Genomic DNA, 17315 nt, shown 5'->3' with positions numbered 1-17315 from the left:
TAACAAAAAACCGCCAATAGCGGCGGTTTAATATACAGACAATATTCTTTTGAGTGATAATATAATCGTTATAAGGTCTTAATGCATGACGTGCTCAAAAATTAGGCCTTTTGAGCAAAAGCCGCAAGCTATTAAGGCAGCATTGCCAGGTAAGTTGATGGGTTTTTACGAACGCCGTCTTTTACTACTTCATAATGTAAATGAGGACCGGTACAACGACCTGTACAGCCTACGTTTGCAATATGCTCACCTGCAGCAACACGGTCGCCGACACGTGCAATTAAGCGTGATGCATGAGCGTAACGCGTTAAATAGCCATTGCCATGGTTAATTTCAACATATTGACCATAACCTGTACCCCAACCTGATTTAGTTACGATACCCGGGCCAGTGGCATAAATTGGTGTACCGCTTGGAGCGGCTAGATCTAAACCTGAATGACGTTCAGCACGGCCATTCATGGTACGACCGCCATAGTTTGAGCTTACACGGGCATTTGGTAAAGGATGCGCCACTAACCAGCTATATGGATTAGCGCTATAAGATTTCGCAGAAGACGCTGAACCGTATTTTTTCGCTAAAGATTCGTTGTTTAATTCAACCGTTTTTTCACGCAGTTTGACATTAATTTCAGTTTGCGCCGGAATATTGATGTCTTGTGACTCGCTATAGGTCCCTTGTGCCAGGGTGCGGGTCAATTCTTCAATACGGTCTGTCGATGAATTTTGGCTGTTTAAGTCAACCAGATCAGCAAAAGCCACTGACGCCGCAGAAGCCGCCAAAGAAAACGCTAATAAAATACGTCGCGTATGCATAAAAACCTCATAAAAACTGTTCTTACTCAGAGTTCCTTGGTGATCTCTTCCTTGATCTTCACTGAAAAGAGCGCATAAGATTAAGACATAAACATGAAGGAAATATGTATGTCCGAACCTTGTAACGTCTTTCGCCAAACAAGAAAACACATAAAAACAGGAAACCTAACGTTTCTCTCAACGCAAGTTGCTGCCTGGCAGAAACTTACTCAAATTATTCAACCCTTGTTGCCCCAACCCGAACTTTGGCAGGTTGTTTGTTATCAGCAAGGGATTCTTACCATTACTGGCACCAATCAGGCGATGGTGAGTCAACTGGCCTATTTGCAAAAACAGTATGTTGCTCAGCTATCACAATTGGCAGAACTTCAAGATTTACACAAGATTCAGGTCCGGTTAAAACCGCAGTTGCAAACGCCCCCAAAACAGGAAAAATCTTCAAGAACACTCAGTACAGAAACCCAGGAAATGCTTCGCGGTGCTGCTGACTTTGTGAGCGACCCTAAGCTTAGCCAAGCTTTGTTACGTTTGGCAAGCAATAAAAAGTAACATTGCGCCAATCTAAAAAATACAAAACCGATAAAAACGAGAATTAGTTCACTTTTTTAGATGTTACATTATAACATCACCAAGGAAAGACAATGACTTATGTCACACTCACATACGGAATTGGACATTGATTGATGTCATCAAATGTTACAATTTCATAGCTGCTTGGATCTTTTTGCACATTCCGCAAGAGCTGGTTATTCAGTGCATGACCCGATTTATATCCATCAAATTTCGCAATAATTTGATGACCGAGCAAATACAGGTCGCCCACCGCATCTAATATTTTGTGACGAACAAATTCATCCGAGAAACGCAGGCCCTCTTCATTGACCACACCAGTGTCATCGACCCCAATGGCATTTTCCAGGCTGGCACCCAAGGCCAGATTGTTGGCTTTTAAATAATCCAGATCTTTCATAAAGCCAAAGGTGCGTGCTTCACTGACTTCATAGACAAAGGTTTCGGTAGAAAAATCAATGGTGGCAGACTGATATTCTTTTTTAAAGGCGGGATGATCGAAATCGATGGTGAAATTGAGCTGGAAACCGTCATGCGGGGTGAAGATGGCACGTTTATCATCAATTAGCGCTTCAACCGGTTTTAAAATCTTGATGAATTTTTTTGGCGCATCCTGCTCTTTTAAACCACCCTGCATTAATAAATAGATGAAGGGACCGGCACTGCCGTCCATAATTGGCACTTCAGAGGCGGATACCTCGATAATCAGGTTATCAATTCCCAGACCCGCCAGCGCACTCATAATGTGTTCAATGGTGCCGACTTTGGCATTGTCCTGAACCAGATTCGAGCACATAAAGGCTTCCTGAATCAGCATGGCATCGGCCGGAATATCGACCGGTGGATTCAGGTCAATACGGCGAAACACGATTCCCCCGTCAGCATGGTGCGGCACAAAGTTAATCATGACTTTCTGTCCACTATGCAGACCTATACCACTCGCTTTCACGACACGTTCTAGGGTACGTTGTTTCAACATGCTCTCAATTCATCTGTATATAAAACCGCTATACGTTAGCATATTTAGCCATTGATAAAAAACAAAAAGGTAGCCATTTGGCTACCTTTTACAAGTTCTGGAATAAAAATCTATATCGTAAAAATTATTTACGTTGTTGATTTTTAAGATATTCCTGAATACTCATTGGCGTTGGACGTGAATTATTGCTGCTGCCTGCAGTCGCATTGATGGCTGGCGCTGCCTCTGCCTGACGCTGAATAGCCGGAACATCATCTTCTTCAACTGGCTGTTGAGCGGTTGCCTGTGCAGACTGCACCACTGAAGAACGCTTGACTGGCTCAACCGCATCGGCTGAATTACGGGTCAAACCGGTGGCAATTACGGTCACGCTGATTTCATCACGCGCATCCGGATCAAATACGGTACCGTAGAATACCTGACCTTCATCCAGATCGACAATCTGGTTGACAACATCGGTAATTTCTTCAATTTCACCAAAGGTCACGTCATCACCACCAGTCACGTTAATCAGAATACCTTTGGCATTCATGATGGTCACGTTATCGAGTAATGGACTGCGAATCGCCTGCTCTGCTGCCTGACGGGCACGGTTTTCACCACGCCCCAGACCGACACCCATCATGGCATAGCCACGGGTACTCATGGCCGTTTTCAAATCGGCAAAGTCAAGGTTGATATGACCCGGACGTACCACTAAATCAAAGATACTGCGCACGGCATTTAACAGCACGTCATCTGCCTTTTTATAAGCATCTTTCATGGAAATGTCGCGGAACACTTTTAACAAGCGCTGGTTTGGAATGATGATCAGGGAATCAACATGCTGCTCTAAAGCTTCAATGCCTTTTTCCGCAGATTGCAGACGGCGTTTACCTTCAAAGTTAAACGGTGTGGTTACGACACCGACAGTTAAAATGCCCATTTCTTTGGCAATTTCAGCGACAACAGGTGCAGCACCGGTACCGGTACCACCGCCCATACCGGCAGTCACAAACACCATATCGGTGCCTTCTAACTGCTGGCGAATCAGCTCGCGGCTTTCTTCAGCAGCGGTTTGACCCACTTGCGGATTAGCACCTGCGCCCAGACCACGGGTACTTTGCTCACCCAGCTGGATTTTGCACTGTGCATTCATGCGGTCCAGTGCCTGTTTATCAGTATTGGCACAGACAAATTTCACACCCTGGATATCTGATTCCAGCATATGCTGTACGGCGTTACCGCCTGCACCACCTACACCAAATACAGTGAAACGGGCTTGACCGTTGTTATCGGTTTGATCATCTTCAAAAAATTCAAATGAGGCCATGACCTTTAGCTTTCCTAATTCATAATTGGCAGTCACTTCAGCCCGTATACTGCCTTGATCTTAATAAAAAATTGTTTTTAAGAATGCTGTCCAACGGCTGCCTTGTCAAGTACAAGCGATAATCCGTACAACTTCCTAACAATATTCCCTAAAAAATCAACTAAAAAATTGATTTCAGTTTTTCGTTGAGTCCTGACCAGGCACGACCTACACGCGCCCAGACCGATAAGGTCTCCGGGTCTTCGGTTTCGACAATGGTGTCCTGACTGTAGCTCTGGCTATACATCAGCACGCCCGCTGCGGTTGCATACTGCGAACGGCGCAAGGCAGCCTGATGCGGTTCATCGGCATAAACCTGTACCGGCGGATTGCCCAAATGCGCAGACACACCCAGGGTGCGGCGTACCAGACTGACCATGCCTTCAATCTGACAGGCATCACCAGCCAGCACCACACCATGATATAAGCCATGAATGGCGCCACTGTTTTCCAGTTCTTGACGGATTTGCGCAAAAATTTCTTCATAACGCGCAATAATAATTTCTGACAGTTCAATCCGGCTGATGGTTTGCGGACCATCAATGCCCTGAATCTGAATCATGTGATCAGGTTTGACCACTTTTAAATCGACGCAGCCGTAAAGCAGTTTAATCCGCTCGGCTTCTTCGGTGGTGGTCTGCAATACCGCCGCGATATCACGGGTCACATGCTCACCGCCACGCTGCAAAGTTTGTGACAACGCCAGACGGCCGTCCAGATAAACCGCAATATTGGTGGTACCGGCGCCAATATCAACCAGGCATACGCCATATTCTTTTTCATCTTTGAGTAAACTGGCTTCAGCGGTGGCCAGATGCGACACCACCATTTTTTCTACGCCAATATTGGCCCCTTTTAAGGCACGGTCCAGATTCTGCATGGTGCTAATCGGCAGCATCATCAGCTGATAATGACCGGTCATGCTGTGCGCCGACATACGGATCGGGTTTTGTACCCATTCACCGGAATCATCCAGATCAAAGCCCAACGGCACCGCGCTGACCAGATAATGGTCTGAAGTTAAATGGCTGGCTTTGGCCAGATCTAAGGCACGAACCACTTCACTTGTTGTAATTGTGTGGTCACTATTTTCAATCGGGGTACGCCCCGCAGCATAAAAACTTTTTAATTCTGCACTTGGAATAGAAATCCAGGCTGAATGCACCCGGCATTCCGCCATATCTTCTGCTTCTTGAACGGCATTTTTAATGGCTGTAATGACTTTATCGAGACTTACAATTTTTCCTTTATTCATGCCTCGGTTACGAGCGGTAGCCATACCAATCACTTGGATATTGTCTGGCGCGTGTACCTTACCAATCAAAACTGAAACTTTGTGTGTCCCAATGTCAATCGCAACAACCGAGGGAACAGCTTCACTCATTTATTTACTACCATCACATGTTTGTTTAATTAATGGCTTAATGCCTCTATTTTTAAAGCCAAGTATTATGGCTTTGCTGCTATTGCATTCGCAATGCTTGTGTCATCAATCGTTACAACAAAATGACCATTGGCAATTTTTGGTGCCACCGAGTTTTTCCACTGGATGGCCAGACCATTGCGGTAACGCAGGTCAATTGCAGAAATCCTGGACCATACCGGCTTGAAGTCACTTTGCGCCAGATGACTCAGGCGCTGCAATTTATTCATGGTCTGATCCTGATCCACAATCACCCGCAGGCCAGAATCAAACTGCATAAACCAGGTCATCCGGTCGGTGAGATATAACTCTTTTAAACGCAGATTCACCGGTAAAAACAACTGGTTAATTTCATTATAGCGACGCATCATCATTTTGGACTGATGCATCGGGCCATGTAATAACGGCAGATGCTGATTATTCTTGGGTGTCACTTCCGAAAATACATCACCGCTGTCACTGAGTAAACGTCCGGTACCCCAACGCGCAATCGCATGGCGTGGCATGACCCGTAAACGGATGGCATTCGGCCAGGCGCGTGATACCACCACCCGATCGACCCAAGACAGTTCCAGTGCAGTATCACGAATCTGTTCCAGATCGGAAGTAAAATAGTTATCTGTCACCACCGGCGAAACATGGGTCATGACCTGGCGTAGTTCGGCATTGGAACGGGTGCCGACCACATCCAGTTCGGCCACGCGTGCATCAGTCATGACTTTATATAAACCGTAGATTCCTGCTGCCAATACCACAATCGCCACGCACAGCAATACCCATCCACCCAGGTTCGTCAGCTTTTCTTTACGCGTCGGTGGCTTATCGTGAATCGAGGTAATCGCTGCGCGTTTACGGCGCATGGAAGCAGGAAGTTGAGCCATGGCTTAGTGGGTCGCATCCGTTAAGGTTTGTTCAAGAATTGCCATGCACAAGGCATCAAAACTGTAGCCCACCGCCTGAGCGGCTTTTGGCACCAGTGAGTGACTGGTCATGCCCGGTACAGTGTTCACTTCAAGCAGCCAGAAATTGCCTTGTTCATCCTGCATTGCATCAATACGACCCCAGCCGCTGGCACCTACCGCCTGGAACGCACGCAGGGCCAAGACCTGCAACTGCTGCTCTTCCGACTCGGTTAAGCCACACGGAATGCCATATTGCACATCATTACGGTTGTATTTGGCTTCATAGTCGTAGAACGCCACATCTTTAGGCGGTTCCAGACGAATCACCGGCAAGGCCTGACCATTCAGTAAGACAATCGTGAACTCGCGACCGGTAATCCATTTTTCAGCCATCACCACTGCATCATGCTCGGTGGCTTTGGCAATCGCTTCAGCAAAGTCTTCAATACGTTCGACTTTGCTCATGCCAATACTGGAACCTTCATGTACCGGCTTGATAATCAGCGGTAGACCCAATGCAGCGACAATATCAGCCGGGTTTGAATCTTTGGTGACAATACGATACGGCGCTGTTGGCAGCTCGGAACCTTGCCAGACCTGTTTGGTTTTGACCTTGTCCATGCCAATGGCTGAACCCTGTACGCCAGTACCGGTATACGGCACATTCAGCCATTCCAGTACACCCTGAATCTGGCCATCTTCACCGCCGCGACCGTGCAGGACAATAAAGGCACGATCATAGTTGACCAGTTCGGTCACACTACGATCTTTCGGGTCAAACGCTTCTGCCTGAACGCCTTCGCGCAGCAGCGCATCGAGCACTGCCTGTCCACTATCCAGAGACACCCCACGCTCGGCAGATTTTCCACCAAATAACACGGCAACTTTGCCGAACTTTGAAGCATTTGACACGTTTATATCCTTAAACTTTACACTGAGCGACCAAATTCAAATATCACTTTGGGTGATTATTTTAAATACAATTTATTTTGAGCAAGCTCGATGGAGATTGCTCCTACATTACCCGCACCTTGGGTCAATAACAAATCATTCGGTTGTAACACTTTTTGTACCAGTGTTTCCAGATTGCCTTCAACCGGATCAATCAGGATCGGTTCAACCTGACCACGCAGACGAATACTGCGTGCCAGACTGCGACTGTCGGCACCCACAATGGCTTTTTCACCAGCCGGATACACTTCCAGCAACAGCAGTTGATCGACTTGCGATAACACTTCAACAAAGTCATCAAAACAGTCACGGGTACGGCTAAAACGGTGTGGCTGGAACAACATCACCAGACGGCGGTCCGGATGGCTCTGACGCGCTGCTTTAATGGTGGCTTCCACTTCTTTAGGATGGTGACCATAGTCATCGACCAGTTTGATGCTGCCACCGTCCAGTTCAAATTCACCTTGCACCTGGAAACGGCGACCTACACCACTAAAGCCTTCTAGTGCACGGCAAATCGCACCATCAGAAACACCTTCATCCGTCGCCACACCAATGGCGGCCAAGGCATTCAGTACATTGTGCAGACCTGGCTGATTCACGGTAACACGCAGTGGCTCGCGGTCTTTACGCAATACGGTAAAGTGGGTACGCATACCGTCCTGATCGACATCGACTGCGCGAATATCATTGTCTTCATTAAAGCCGTAGGTTAGCACCGGACGGGCAATGCGCGGCATAATTTCACGGATGTTGGCATCATCACCACAAACCACTGCCAAACCATAGAATGGCAGTTTGTGCAGGAATTCAATAAAGGTATCTTTTAGCTTGTCAAAGCTGCCGCCATAAGTATCCATGTGGTCGGCATCAATATTGGTGACAATCGCTGCCATTGGCTCCAGATGCAGGAAAGATGCATCTGATTCATCGGCTTCAGCCACAATATAACGGCTCGCACCCAGTGCAGCATTAACCCCGGTACGGTTCAGCAAACCACCAATCACGTAAGTCGGGTCCAGATTTTCTTCTGCCAGCATACAGGTAACCAGGCTGGTGGTGGTGGTTTTACCATGTGTTCCGGCCACGGCAATCCCGTGACGATAACGCATCAGCTCACCCAGCATTTCAGCACGGCGCACCACCGGAATACGGCTCTCAATAGCGGCTTTAACTTCCGGGTTTTCCGGATCAATTGCAGTAGAGACTACCAGTACATTGGCGCCCTGAATATTATCTGCGCTATGACCAATAAACACCCGAATGCCATTTTCTTCCAGCTGGGCTGTAGTTTTTGAGGCTTTAATATCTGAACCGGAAACATCATAGCCCTGGTTTTTTAATACCTCGGCAATGCCACACATCCCGGCGCCGCCAATCCCGACAAAGTGGATATGTTTGATACGACGCATTTCAGGCACTTTAATCAGTTCTTTTACTTGATCAGCAGGGATAGATGGAGACATAGTTTACTCGGTTTACAAATCTTGAATTAAAGCAACCACATGTTGGGTTGCATTAGGTTGTGCCTGTTGACGCGCCTTGCTGGCCATTTCAGAGAGCAGTTGGCGGTTCATCAACGGCATTAACAGTTCTTTTAAGCTGTCCGGGGTCATGCTGGCTTGCGGACAGATTTTTGCCGCGCCCGTCTTGGCCAGGAATTGTGCATTGGCCGTCTGATGGTCATCCACAGCGCTTGGCAAGGGCACAAATACCGCAGCCACACCCGCGGTTGCAATTTCCGTAACCGTCAGTGCGCCGGCCCGGCAGATAATCAGATCGGCATCGCTATAGGCCTGTGCCATATCTTCAATAAAGGGTTGCACTTCAACCGTTAAGCTGTCCGGCTTGTTGGCATAACGCGCTCGGGTGCTGTCTGCATGATTTTGCCCACACTGATGATACACATTTAAAGGTACATTCAGCTGTTTTAAGGCTTCAGGGACACGTTCATTCAGTGCCTGCGCGCCCAAAGAGCCGCCAACAATTAAAATACGCAGCGGCAAACCTGCTTTTTCACGTTCCTGATAACGCCAGGATGGGGTTAGAGTCGCGCTAATTTCTTTACGCACCGGGTTGCCAGTGGTGACAATTTTAGTGCTGGCCGGAAACGTATCCGGGAACGCCTGACAAACAGTGTTGGCAATACGCGACAGCTGGGTATTGGTAAAGCCGGCAATTGCATTCTGCTCATGAATAATGACCGGAATACCAAGCAGACGTGCGGCCAGCCCACCCGGTCCTGCCACATAGCCGCCAAAGCCGGCGACAGCCTCTACTTTGTGTTTTTTCATTAACTGCATGGCGCTTAAGGTGGCTTTTAGAATTTTAAAAGGCGCCATTAGTTTGCGTGCCAGCCCGTTACCGCGCACGCCTTGAATATCAATCTGATAAATCGGAATATTCTGGTTTTGTAATAAACGGTTTTCCATGCCTGTAGGCGTTGCTAACCAGGACACATGGATTCCCTGCTGCTGGAGTTCTTTTGCCACGGCTAGGGCTGGGAAAACATGGCCACCAGTGCCTGCGGCCATCATCATCACATGTTTAGGCTTGGTTTGCGCTGCATCAGTCACGGTCTAATTCTTCAATCCAAATATGGCTAATGAAAGTTCTTTATAAGCGCTCAATTGTAATCACAATCGTATGAGCTTGAAAGTTTATTTACTTTTTTTCACCAAGCAGCTCATTGTTTTTTTCAACAGTTTTGAAAGTTTAAACTAGTTTTATTATTAATTCACCGAAATTGTTAAGTTTCCTGCATTTTCCACTGAATTATGTCGACTGGTTTTGGTTTACAAAATCGCTATGATTTTCTTGCTCAACGCAGTTTTTCAAGCTCAAATCTCGCTTAAAAATACAAAAAGAGCCACCCAAAGTGACTCTTTTCAAGAACTGCTTAACGACCAGCTTCCAGTACATCAAACAGGCTATCGGCAATTGAGGTGCCGAACTGGGCATCAATTTCACGGATACAGGTTGGACTGGTCACGTTAATTTCAGTGACATAGTTGCCAATCACATCCAGACCGACAAACACCAGACCTTTTTCACGTAAAAATGGCCCGACTTTGGCAGCAATTGCCTTGTCATTGTCGGTCAATGGACGTGCTTCACCCAGACCACCAGCGGCCAAATTACCACGCACTTCGCCATTTTGTGGAATACGTGCCAGACAATACGGAATTGGTTCGCCATTGACCATTAAAATGCGTTTATCCCCTTCTACAATTTCCGGAATATAACGCTGCGCCATAATTGGCTGGGTGCCGTTATTGGTCAGAATTTCAATGGTAGAGCCAATATTCACACCATCCTGATACAGACGGAAAATACCCATACCGCCCATCCCATCGAGCGGTTTAACAATTACATCGCCATGTTGCTGAATAAATTCACGAATTAGGCTTTGTTGTGAAGTGACCAATGTCGGAACTTGTAGTTCTGGGAATTGGGTCGCAAACAGTTTTTCATTACAGTCACGCAAGCTTTGCGGTTTGTTGATAATCCATGCGCCTTCACGTTCAGCTTGCTCTAAAATATACGTGGTATAAACGAAATTCATGTCAAAAGGCGGGTCTTTACGCATCAGCACCACATCATAGGCTGCGATGGATTCTTTTTGTTTTTCGCCCAGCTCATAATAATGGTTGTAATCTTCAAAGACTTTTAACGGGCTGATTAGACCGAAAGCCTTACCCTGATCAATATATAAATCTTGTTGTAGTGCATAACCGAGTTCATGACCCCGACGTGCCGCGGCCCACAGCATGGCCATGGTGGAATCTTTTTTCAGGTTCACCGTTTCAATCGGGTCCATCACCACAAGTACGCGCATAATGACTGCTCTTTTAAAATTGCTATGATGTGGAGTATAACGGAGATTCGCTGCCTGTTTTTCTGAATTTGAGTAAAGCTTTGCAGCACTGTATTTGCTGATTTCAGGAAGCTGCCCATGCAACAGCCAATTGTGGGATATCATTTAGATGAAGAAAATCATTGGGTCGCAGAGCTGGCCTGTGGTCATGGCCAGCACGTGCGGCATAATCCGCCATGGCAGAACCGGCCCTGGGTGATGACGGAGCAAGGACGCAAAGAAAAATTAGGGGTGATGCTAGAGTGTAAGAAGTGTGAGGAGGGATTGGAGTAGGTTTCGTGTAAGATATTAAATCAAAAAATAATCCCCTAAAAATAGGGGATATTGCTAATAATGGAATTGACATTGAATAATAGAGATTCGTTCATCTGTCACTTCATAAACCAATCTATGCTTTTCATCAATTCTACGGCTCCAAAATCCTGAAAGATTCGCTTTTAAAGATTCTGGTTTTCCTGTGCCTTCAAAAGGTGTCCTTTGACATTCTTTGATTAAAGTATTGATACGCTTAATTATCTTTTTATCCTGTGTTTGCCAATAGATATATTTATCCCAGACATTATCAGTCCATTCGACGTTACGATTCGTCATCCTCAATCAACTCTCTTTGTTTGGTTTTTCCCTGCACGTAAGTGAGCAATTGATTCATTTAAGCGACTGGCATTATTTGGAGATGAAAGCAGATATAACGTTTCCATTAGGCTATCGTAATGATTTTGCCCCATTACTACAGTATGATCACCTTCTTTTCTTGTAATAAGAGCAACGTCTACATCATCAAGACTTTATCTAAAACAGATTTTAAATTGTTACGTGCATCCACATATGTAAATACATTGTATATATCTATCCCTCATAGGGTAAGCTGCGTCAAAACGCTGCTAGCTAGACTACCTCAGCGGTAGGGATTGAAACTTTACAATATAAATGCACAGAATTCTGTACATATTGTCAATTTCGTATAACAGTTTATTTTAAATAGCTCCAAAATTAGTGGATATTTCTTGAAAATTCAAAGCTGTTTCTTGGGTATTGGGAACATGCCCAAACACATACTCATTCTTCGCCTGAAAAAAGAAATCAAACCTTTTACTCATCAGTGGGTCTTGTTTGCTCTGCATTTGATACATCGGTGCAAGGTGGTTGAGATAGTAATTAATCCATTCAGCTTTATCGGTAAAGGTGCTGTAATCTTTTAGATCAGCATAGAGGTTTTGTAAGTCATTAGATATGGCTTCAATATTAGGATGAAACAACCAAACTCTAATATCCATAGGGGAAATCACGGTGACTTCATACGGTTGTGAGGGTTCAAAGCGTTGTATTGTATAGAGCTGTGCGCCATATTCGCTATAACTGGAACAAAGTAGTTTAGTATTTTCAATCTGAAAATAGTCAGTTCCTACTTCGAATTCTCTTATTTGTCTAGAAATATCGAGGCATTGAGGAAGTTTGTTGATGTCTGAGTGAGCTAATGTCTTAAATAGTTCAATAGATCGGCTAATGACATAACTTTCACCTGTACCCGTGATAATACCTTTGTCCCATGAGTAGATTTTTTGACTTTTTTTAGTATTAAATTGAATTTCACCAGATTCTTTTAAAACAATTTTTTTATTGTCTGTGGTGACAATGATGCTATCATTTAATTGTATGGCTACAATGAAAGTCATGTTTACACCCAAGGTTTTGAAATGTTTATATTTTCCAATTTTAATTGAATTTTTACAATTGATAAAGAATAGGTAAACCTATGGCTGGTGGTTCTCAGATTATCATTAATAAAGATGGTATTAAAATTATAACTCCTGCAAAGTTTGAAGCCAAAGCAGGACAACATCTTTTTAAAAATGGAACAAAAGTTGACATTGCTAGAACAGTTTTGCCTGATATAAGAATTAAAACAGAACATCGAAATTTTCAGGCAATTAATTCCGAAAATAATGAAATTTTAATAAATATTCCTTATTCAATTTTGAATAAAAGAACAGGCATTAAGACCTATGGGTTTACAGATAATGAAGGAATGACACATACAATTAAGTCTCCTGAAACTGATGAATTAGAAGTAAAATGGTTTGATCAAGAAGAGAGTTAATGTGACGACAACAACAAGTAATACAACAAAAAGTTCAAACTCACCAACTCAACAAGTTTCTTTAAAACCTGAGGCTGAATTACATCTGTTGGTAGGAAGTGCTTATGGTACAGGAGAAAAGGAATCTCCTTATGGACATACTGCTGTATATATTAAAGTACAAGGGAAAGAGTATATTTACGATTTTGGTCGTTATGGTCGCATTAAACCTGAGACTTTTGGTCCTTTTACTCTATCTGGAGCTAGTAGTCCTCGTGGCGAAGGTATCTTAAAAGTTTGGAGTAGTTTTTCAGCATATATTGAGGAAGAAAATAGGCAAGGGGCGAATAGCGGACGTTCTAGAACAACTTATGCCTATGGCTATAAAATTTTTGATAGTCAGGCTAATTTAGTTATTAATTATTATAATAATTTAATTAAATCATCTTTATCTGTCCAAAATACTACACATTATAAACGATATAAGCTTAATCAAGATTACTTTGCTTTAGGACCTAACTGTACTACCCAAAGTTTAGATGCAACAAAAAAGGCCATACCAAGTATGGCTAAATCAGGTCATAGATTTGTTAACTCTGATAAAGTCTTACCTACTACGGCTAAACTTGCTTTTAAGGCTAGTAAATATGAAATGCCTAACTATTTATTTTTACCAGATAATTTGAATGATTACTTAAAAGAGTCTCCAGATGTAAAAGTTAACATAAAAAACACTTATCGTATTAATAGGTAGTTGAAATGAAAAGAAAATTAATAATCATAATATTATCTTTACTTTTTCTCATTCAACTTTTATTGAATATATATCTATGGCGAGGAACAGAAGTGCCAAAAATTCATATATTAGAAAGACCTTTAAAGATTTATTCATTTGAAGGTAAATATTCCCAGAACTCTACATTACCAGAATATTCGATTCTTCCAGAGGGAACAGTACTATATGATGATAGTGACTCTTTAAATCAAAGAGTAAAAGTTTACTTCAATTTACAGGGGGTTGATTTTAATTTTGAAGAACAAGATCCTGAAATTTTAAAGCAACCTAGTGAGCTTTCAGCCATAAGATCTAAAGACTTATTAAACATGGCTAAAAGTGTAGCTTTAATCCAGAAAGATATATATTTGATTATTAAAAATGATGAGACTATAAATGATTCTGTACGTTCGGCACTTTTTAAAAAGTATAAGATAGATCCATCAGAGTATGAAATTGATTAAAAATTTTTACAATTAAAATAATACATCTTATGCAAATTCAAAAAGCGAGGATATAAATTCTCGCTTTTTTTCAAAATGAATAAATAAACTTCACCAATAGATCTCTTGCGAAAGTTAATTCAAGAGCATCCAATTCACCATTCCAACAATTAAATTCATTCTTAGACCAAATCGTTTCCGTCTATTTCTATAGCGTTCTGTTAATATCCGAAAATATTTAAGTTTGCCGTTGATAGGGCGACTTGCGCGTGATTTTCCAAATGCCTTTGTGCACTGGAAAATGGGATGTTTACCATCGGTTGGATAATGGGAGCCGGATGAGCTGAGAGGTTCACGTCCGGTTCTGCGAGGGGCTAAGGGTGAGATTCCCTTGGTCTACTCACCCTTATATCCGCACTCATGAAGGGTGGCTATATCTCGCAGTTGTGATTGACCTGTTTTCACGTCTTGTTGTTGGCTGGTCTATGAAATTCAGAATCACGGCAGATCTGGTTTTAGATGCGTTATTGATGGCTTTGTGGCGAAGAAACCCAAAGAACAAAGTCCTAATCCATTCTGACCAAGGCAGCCAATACACCAGTCATGAATGGCAGACATTTCTCAAACATCATAATCTTGAAAGTAGTATGAGTCGTCGACTTGCGCAGTACACTGCTCATGCCATGACAATGCTGTTGCAAAAAGCTTCTTCCAGCTATTAAAGCGGGAACGAATTAAAAAGAAAATCTATGCGACCAGGACTGAAGCAAGGTCGGATATCTTTGAATATATTGAGATGTTCTACAATTCAAAACGCAGACATGGTTCCAATGGTCAGCGTTCTCCATTAGATTATGAAAAGGCCCATCAAAAGATGATTATGTGTGTCTAGAATTTTGGTGGCTATTCATATCATTCTGATTCATAAGCTCTATCTAAATCCAAAAGCAAATAGGTTTTAAACGGTTCCGTCGTATTAAGAAGTTTAAGTCTATCTCAAATTAGCATAATACGCCTTATACGAAATCATATTTTTATTTTATATAAATCATATAGTTATTATATAAAAAAAGCTCAACTCAGCTGAGTTGAGCTTTTTATAGATTGATCACATTCCACGCTGAGTTAGATCAACATTCCAACGATCATTCAATAAAACTGACAAGCACTTAGATCCCATACTTCACACGATAGGCTTCCATCTTCACCAAAGCCTCTTTTTCACCTTTGGCATCTAGATAATTCATCAAATCTTTCATGGTAATTAAGGCATGTACCGGAATTTCTAGCTCTTTTTGAACTTCCTGAATCGCAGACAAATCACCCTGCCCTTTTTCCTGACGATCTAGTGCGACCAGTACACCGGCAATTGTGGCACCCGCATTTTTTAAAATAGTCACCACTTCACGAATTGCTGTACCTGCAGTAATCACATCGTCAATAATCCAGACTTTTTTACCTTCAACCGATGCACCAACCAATACGCCACCTTCACCATGATCTTTGGCTTCTTTGCGGTTAAAGCCCCAAGGCACACTCACGCCATGATTTTGCGATAAAGCCACCGCCGTTGCCGCCACAAATGGAATGCCTTTATAGGCTGGGCCAAAAATCACATCAACATTTTCACATTCTGTTAACTTGGCTGCATAGCCTGAAGCCAGTAATGACAAGGCTTCGCCATCATTTAATAAACCGGCATTAAAAAAATAAGGACTCACGCGACCCGATTTTAAAGTAAACTCACCAAATTTAAGCACACCACGTGATAATGCGAGTTCGATAAAAGCTTGAGGGTTAAATGTCGCTTGCGTTGACATGAGGTGCTCCAAAATTCATAAATTGAGGTAAGACCTGCGCATGATACCAAAGAGTAGCTATCCGAGTGATCAAAAAATTCTTCGTGTGGTTTCAATTAACGTCAATGGCCTGCGTTCTTCGGTCAGTAAAGGCCTGCTGGAGTGGATGGAAAAATCAGAGGCTGATGTCATCTGCATTCAGGAAAGCCGTCTAACCCATGTGCAGTGGACTGATAAATTCAAACCAGAAGGCTGGTATACCCACCTGTTCGCAGCTGAACGTCCGGGCTATGCCGGCACCGCCATTTACAGCCGCCTGCCATTTGTATCTATTCAGGATGGTTTAGGCTTTGAACTGGCCGATTCCCAAGGCCGTTTTGTCACAGCAGAATTTGATTTGGGTCTGGGTTATCCGGTGCATATCTGCTCGCTGTATCTACCATCGGGTTCATCAGGTGAAGAAGCACAAGCCCGTAAAGACCACTTTCTGGAAGAATATACAAAAATCCTGAAACAATGGCGCGATGAAAATAAATCGATCATCGTCTGCGGCGACTACAATATCGTGCATAAACGTATTGATATTAAAAACTGGTCAGGCAACCAGAAATCTTCCGGCTGTTTACCGCATGAACGTGCCTGGCTCGATCATATCTATGATGATCTGGGCTATGTCGACACCTTCCGTGAAGTGCGCAAAGAAGCCGAACTGTATTCCTGGTGGTCGAACCGTGGCCAAGCGCGTGCCAAGAACGTTGGCTGGCGGATTGACTATCATGCCTGCTCACCGGACTGGAAAGCACGTACCGTCAATGCCTGGGTCTACAAAGAGGAATGGTATAGCGACCACGCCCCGGTGATTATTGATTATAAACTCAACTAAAAACCTTCCTATTGAGTGAACAATTGTTCACTCAATAGAGGTTTATTTCCGACATATTTTGTCGTCATTCAGACCTTTATCTGCTTTTTAAATCGGCGCATTATTGCAGCACGGCAAAGGGACAGTGTCAGGATGACAGCAAAGGGACAGGAAGCCGTAGGATGCAAATAAACAAAGCCATGATGGTCTTTGTTTCAAGGATGTGACATCGGACGTTGTAGTGAGACCCGCATAATCAGGATGATTAAATGCGGGTTTTCTACATCTGGGCTTTTATTTTTTATATTGGCTCTTTGCTTTTCGTTTTTTTCTTAGTACGAATAATTCTTCTCAAGTGTTGTCTTGTTTTTCTGCCACTATTATGGCGCGGTAGCGTTGCATTTTAATGACGGTTTAATTTCAGAACCATGAACTCAATATTTATACCCGCTATAGTGCAAAACCAATTTTTTGGTTAATCTCTTGAGCAT

The 17315-nt window shown here is 43.4% G+C and carries 18 protein-coding genes and 4 pseudogenes; 8 read left to right on the top strand and 14 right to left on the bottom strand.

Annotated elements, in window-relative coordinates; genetic code table 11:
* Positions 1-131 precede the first annotated feature (131 nt).
* On the bottom strand, positions 132-815 hold the full coding sequence (locus FTT63_RS02905) for a M23 family metallopeptidase (protein ID WP_005180807.1): 684 nt from the start codon (positions 813-815) through the stop codon (positions 132-134).
* Positions 816-923: 108 nt separating this feature from the next.
* Between FTT63_RS02905 and FTT63_RS02900 the strand changes: the two genes are divergently transcribed.
* Complete coding sequence (locus FTT63_RS02900; protein WP_016658741.1) at positions 924-1364, top strand: hypothetical protein; 441 nt, start codon at positions 924-926, stop codon at positions 1362-1364.
* A 97-nt stretch (positions 1365-1461) separates the two neighbouring features.
* Here the strand turns inward: FTT63_RS02900 and lpxC are convergent, their stop codons facing one another.
* The 8 genes from lpxC to gshB form a co-directional block, all read right to left on the bottom strand.
* On the bottom strand, positions 1462-2364 hold the full coding sequence (gene lpxC, locus FTT63_RS02895; protein ID WP_005180809.1) for a UDP-3-O-acyl-N-acetylglucosamine deacetylase: 903 nt from the start codon (positions 2362-2364) through the stop codon (positions 1462-1464).
* Positions 2365-2488: 124 nt separating this feature from the next.
* Positions 2489-3676, bottom strand: coding sequence for a cell division protein FtsZ (ftsZ, locus tag FTT63_RS02890; protein WP_005180810.1), 1188 nt, complete (start codon positions 3674-3676; stop codon positions 2489-2491).
* 160 nt (positions 3677-3836) lie between these two features.
* Positions 3837-5099 (bottom strand): cell division protein FtsA, encoded by a 1263-nt coding sequence (gene ftsA, locus FTT63_RS02885; RefSeq protein ID WP_005180811.1) that lies wholly within the window; start codon positions 5097-5099, stop codon positions 3837-3839.
* Positions 5100-5164: 65 nt separating this feature from the next.
* A complete protein-coding gene (locus FTT63_RS02880; RefSeq protein ID WP_104471925.1) occupies positions 5165-6019 on the bottom strand; it encodes a cell division protein FtsQ/DivIB in 855 nt (284 codons plus the stop codon).
* 3 nt (positions 6020-6022) lie between these two features.
* Positions 6023-6952: a D-alanine--D-alanine ligase gene (locus FTT63_RS02875; RefSeq protein ID WP_104471926.1), complete on the bottom strand. Its 930-nt coding sequence runs from the start codon at positions 6950-6952 to the stop codon at positions 6023-6025.
* 56 nt (positions 6953-7008) lie between these two features.
* Complete coding sequence (murC, locus tag FTT63_RS02870; RefSeq protein WP_016658738.1) at positions 7009-8457, bottom strand: UDP-N-acetylmuramate--L-alanine ligase; 1449 nt, start codon at positions 8455-8457, stop codon at positions 7009-7011.
* Positions 8458-8469: 12 nt separating this feature from the next.
* Positions 8470-9567, bottom strand: a complete 1098-nt coding sequence (gene murG, locus FTT63_RS02865; RefSeq protein WP_075167283.1) for an undecaprenyldiphospho-muramoylpentapeptide beta-N-acetylglucosaminyltransferase — start codon at positions 9565-9567, stop codon at positions 8470-8472.
* A gap of 323 nt (positions 9568-9890) precedes the next feature.
* Positions 9891-10829, bottom strand: coding sequence for a glutathione synthase (gene gshB, locus FTT63_RS02860; protein ID WP_163145384.1), 939 nt, complete (start codon positions 10827-10829; stop codon positions 9891-9893).
* A gap of 117 nt (positions 10830-10946) precedes the next feature.
* On the opposite strand from gshB, the gene FTT63_RS02855 reads away from it, so the two are divergent.
* Complete coding sequence (locus tag FTT63_RS02855; protein WP_005180819.1) at positions 10947-11141, top strand: DUF3565 domain-containing protein; 195 nt, start codon at positions 10947-10949, stop codon at positions 11139-11141.
* A gap of 54 nt (positions 11142-11195) precedes the next feature.
* On the opposite strand, the gene FTT63_RS02850 is transcribed toward FTT63_RS02855, so the two are convergent.
* The 3 genes and pseudogenes from FTT63_RS02850 to FTT63_RS02840 form a co-directional block, all read right to left on the bottom strand.
* Positions 11196-11459 carry a Txe/YoeB family addiction module toxin gene (locus FTT63_RS02850; protein WP_005180821.1) on the bottom strand — a complete coding sequence of 88 codons (264 nt, stop codon included), beginning with the start codon at positions 11457-11459 and terminating at the stop codon, positions 11196-11198.
* Positions 11446-11712 (bottom strand): annotated as a pseudogene (locus tag FTT63_RS02845) (type II toxin-antitoxin system Phd/YefM family antitoxin). Before FTT63_RS02845 ends, FTT63_RS02850 begins: the two are co-directional and overlap by 14 nt.
* A 130-nt stretch (positions 11713-11842) precedes the next feature.
* Positions 11843-12541 carry a hypothetical protein gene (locus tag FTT63_RS02840; protein ID WP_180191977.1) on the bottom strand — a complete coding sequence of 233 codons (699 nt, stop codon included), beginning with the start codon at positions 12539-12541 and terminating at the stop codon, positions 11843-11845.
* Positions 12542-12621: 80 nt separating this feature from the next.
* Between FTT63_RS02840 and FTT63_RS15715 the strand changes: the two genes are divergently transcribed.
* Genes FTT63_RS15715 through FTT63_RS02825 form a run of 3 tightly spaced genes read left to right on the top strand, consistent with a single transcriptional unit; the run spans position 12622 to position 14184 of the window.
* Entirely contained in the window at positions 12622-12966 is a 345-nt protein-coding gene (locus FTT63_RS15715) for a hypothetical protein (protein WP_005180824.1), read from the top strand.
* A gap of 1 nt (position 12967) precedes the next feature.
* Positions 12968-13699, top strand: a complete 732-nt coding sequence (locus tag FTT63_RS02830; RefSeq protein ID WP_227554636.1) for a hypothetical protein — start codon at positions 12968-12970, stop codon at positions 13697-13699.
* Positions 13700-13704: 5 nt separating this feature from the next.
* Positions 13705-14184, top strand: a complete 480-nt coding sequence (locus FTT63_RS02825) for a hypothetical protein (protein WP_034598040.1) — start codon at positions 13705-13707, stop codon at positions 14182-14184.
* Positions 14185-14298: 114 nt separating this feature from the next.
* On the opposite strand, the pseudogene FTT63_RS02820 reads toward FTT63_RS02825, so the two are convergent.
* Positions 14299-14418, bottom strand: a pseudogene (locus FTT63_RS02820) (IS5/IS1182 family transposase); the annotation flags it as partial.
* On the opposite strand from FTT63_RS02820, the pseudogene FTT63_RS15895 reads away from it, so the two are divergent.
* A pseudogene (locus FTT63_RS15895) lies at positions 14417-14491 on the top strand (reverse transcriptase); the annotation flags it as partial. The pseudogenes FTT63_RS02820 and FTT63_RS15895 overlap by 2 nt on opposite strands.
* A gap of 79 nt (positions 14492-14570) precedes the next feature.
* Positions 14571-15055 (top strand): annotated as a pseudogene (locus FTT63_RS02815) (IS3 family transposase); the annotation flags it as partial.
* 277 nt (positions 15056-15332) lie between these two features.
* Here FTT63_RS02815 and pyrE read toward each other — a convergent pair.
* The gene (gene pyrE / locus FTT63_RS02810; RefSeq protein ID WP_104473256.1) at positions 15333-15983 is read right to left on the bottom strand and encodes an orotate phosphoribosyltransferase; all 651 of its coding nucleotides are present in this window, start codon (positions 15981-15983) and stop codon (positions 15333-15335) included.
* A 40-nt stretch (positions 15984-16023) separates the two neighbouring features.
* Between pyrE and FTT63_RS02805 the strand changes: the two genes are divergently transcribed.
* Positions 16024-16845: an exodeoxyribonuclease III gene (locus FTT63_RS02805; RefSeq protein WP_163145381.1), complete on the top strand. Its 822-nt coding sequence runs from the start codon at positions 16024-16026 to the stop codon at positions 16843-16845.
* The last annotated feature ends 470 nt before the right edge of the window (positions 16846-17315 follow it).

It is taken from the genome of Acinetobacter sp. C15 (assembly GCF_013420645.1).
GTDB classification, from domain to species: Bacteria; Pseudomonadota; Gammaproteobacteria; order Pseudomonadales; family Moraxellaceae; genus Acinetobacter; species Acinetobacter indicus.
Note: the sequence above shows the minus strand (reverse complement) of the source record. Positions and strands in the feature narration are given on the sequence as shown.

What these genes read in the sequence shown, in the direction of transcription:
- FTT63_RS02905 (WP_005180807.1), bottom strand. Translation starts at nt 815, where the DNA reads ATGCATACGCGACGTATTTTATTAGCGTTTTCTTTGGCGGCTTCTGCG.
- FTT63_RS02900 (WP_016658741.1), top strand. Translation starts at nt 924, where the DNA reads ATGTCCGAACCTTGTAACGTCTTTCGCCAAACAAGAAAACACATAAAA.
- lpxC (WP_005180809.1), bottom strand. Translation starts at nt 2,364, where the DNA reads ATGTTGAAACAACGTACCCTAGAACGTGTCGTGAAAGCGAGTGGTATA.
- ftsZ (WP_005180810.1), bottom strand. Translation starts at nt 3,676, where the DNA reads ATGGCCTCATTTGAATTTTTTGAAGATGATCAAACCGATAACAACGGT.
- ftsA (WP_005180811.1), bottom strand. Translation starts at nt 5,099, where the DNA reads ATGAGTGAAGCTGTTCCCTCGGTTGTTGCGATTGACATTGGGACACAC.
- FTT63_RS02880 (WP_104471925.1), bottom strand. Translation starts at nt 6,019, where the DNA reads ATGGCTCAACTTCCTGCTTCCATGCGCCGTAAACGCGCAGCGATTACC.
- murC (WP_016658738.1), bottom strand. Translation starts at nt 8,457, where the DNA reads ATGTCTCCATCTATCCCTGCTGATCAAGTAAAAGAACTGATTAAAGTG.
- gshB (WP_163145384.1), bottom strand. Translation starts at nt 10,829, where the DNA reads ATGCGCGTACTTGTGGTGATGGACCCGATTGAAACGGTGAACCTGAAA.
- FTT63_RS02855 (WP_005180819.1), top strand. Translation starts at nt 10,947, where the DNA reads ATGCAACAGCCAATTGTGGGATATCATTTAGATGAAGAAAATCATTGG.
- FTT63_RS02850 (WP_005180821.1), bottom strand. Translation starts at nt 11,459, where the DNA reads ATGACGAATCGTAACGTCGAATGGACTGATAATGTCTGGGATAAATAT.
- FTT63_RS02840 (WP_180191977.1), bottom strand. Translation starts at nt 12,541, where the DNA reads ATGACTTTCATTGTAGCCATACAATTAAATGATAGCATCATTGTCACC.
- FTT63_RS15715 (WP_005180824.1), top strand. Translation starts at nt 12,622, where the DNA reads ATGGCTGGTGGTTCTCAGATTATCATTAATAAAGATGGTATTAAAATT.
- FTT63_RS02825 (WP_034598040.1), top strand. Translation starts at nt 13,705, where the DNA reads ATGAAAAGAAAATTAATAATCATAATATTATCTTTACTTTTTCTCATT.
- pyrE (WP_104473256.1), bottom strand. Translation starts at nt 15,983, where the DNA reads ATGTCAACGCAAGCGACATTTAACCCTCAAGCTTTTATCGAACTCGCA.
- FTT63_RS02805 (WP_163145381.1), top strand. Translation starts at nt 16,024, where the DNA reads ATGATACCAAAGAGTAGCTATCCGAGTGATCAAAAAATTCTTCGTGTG.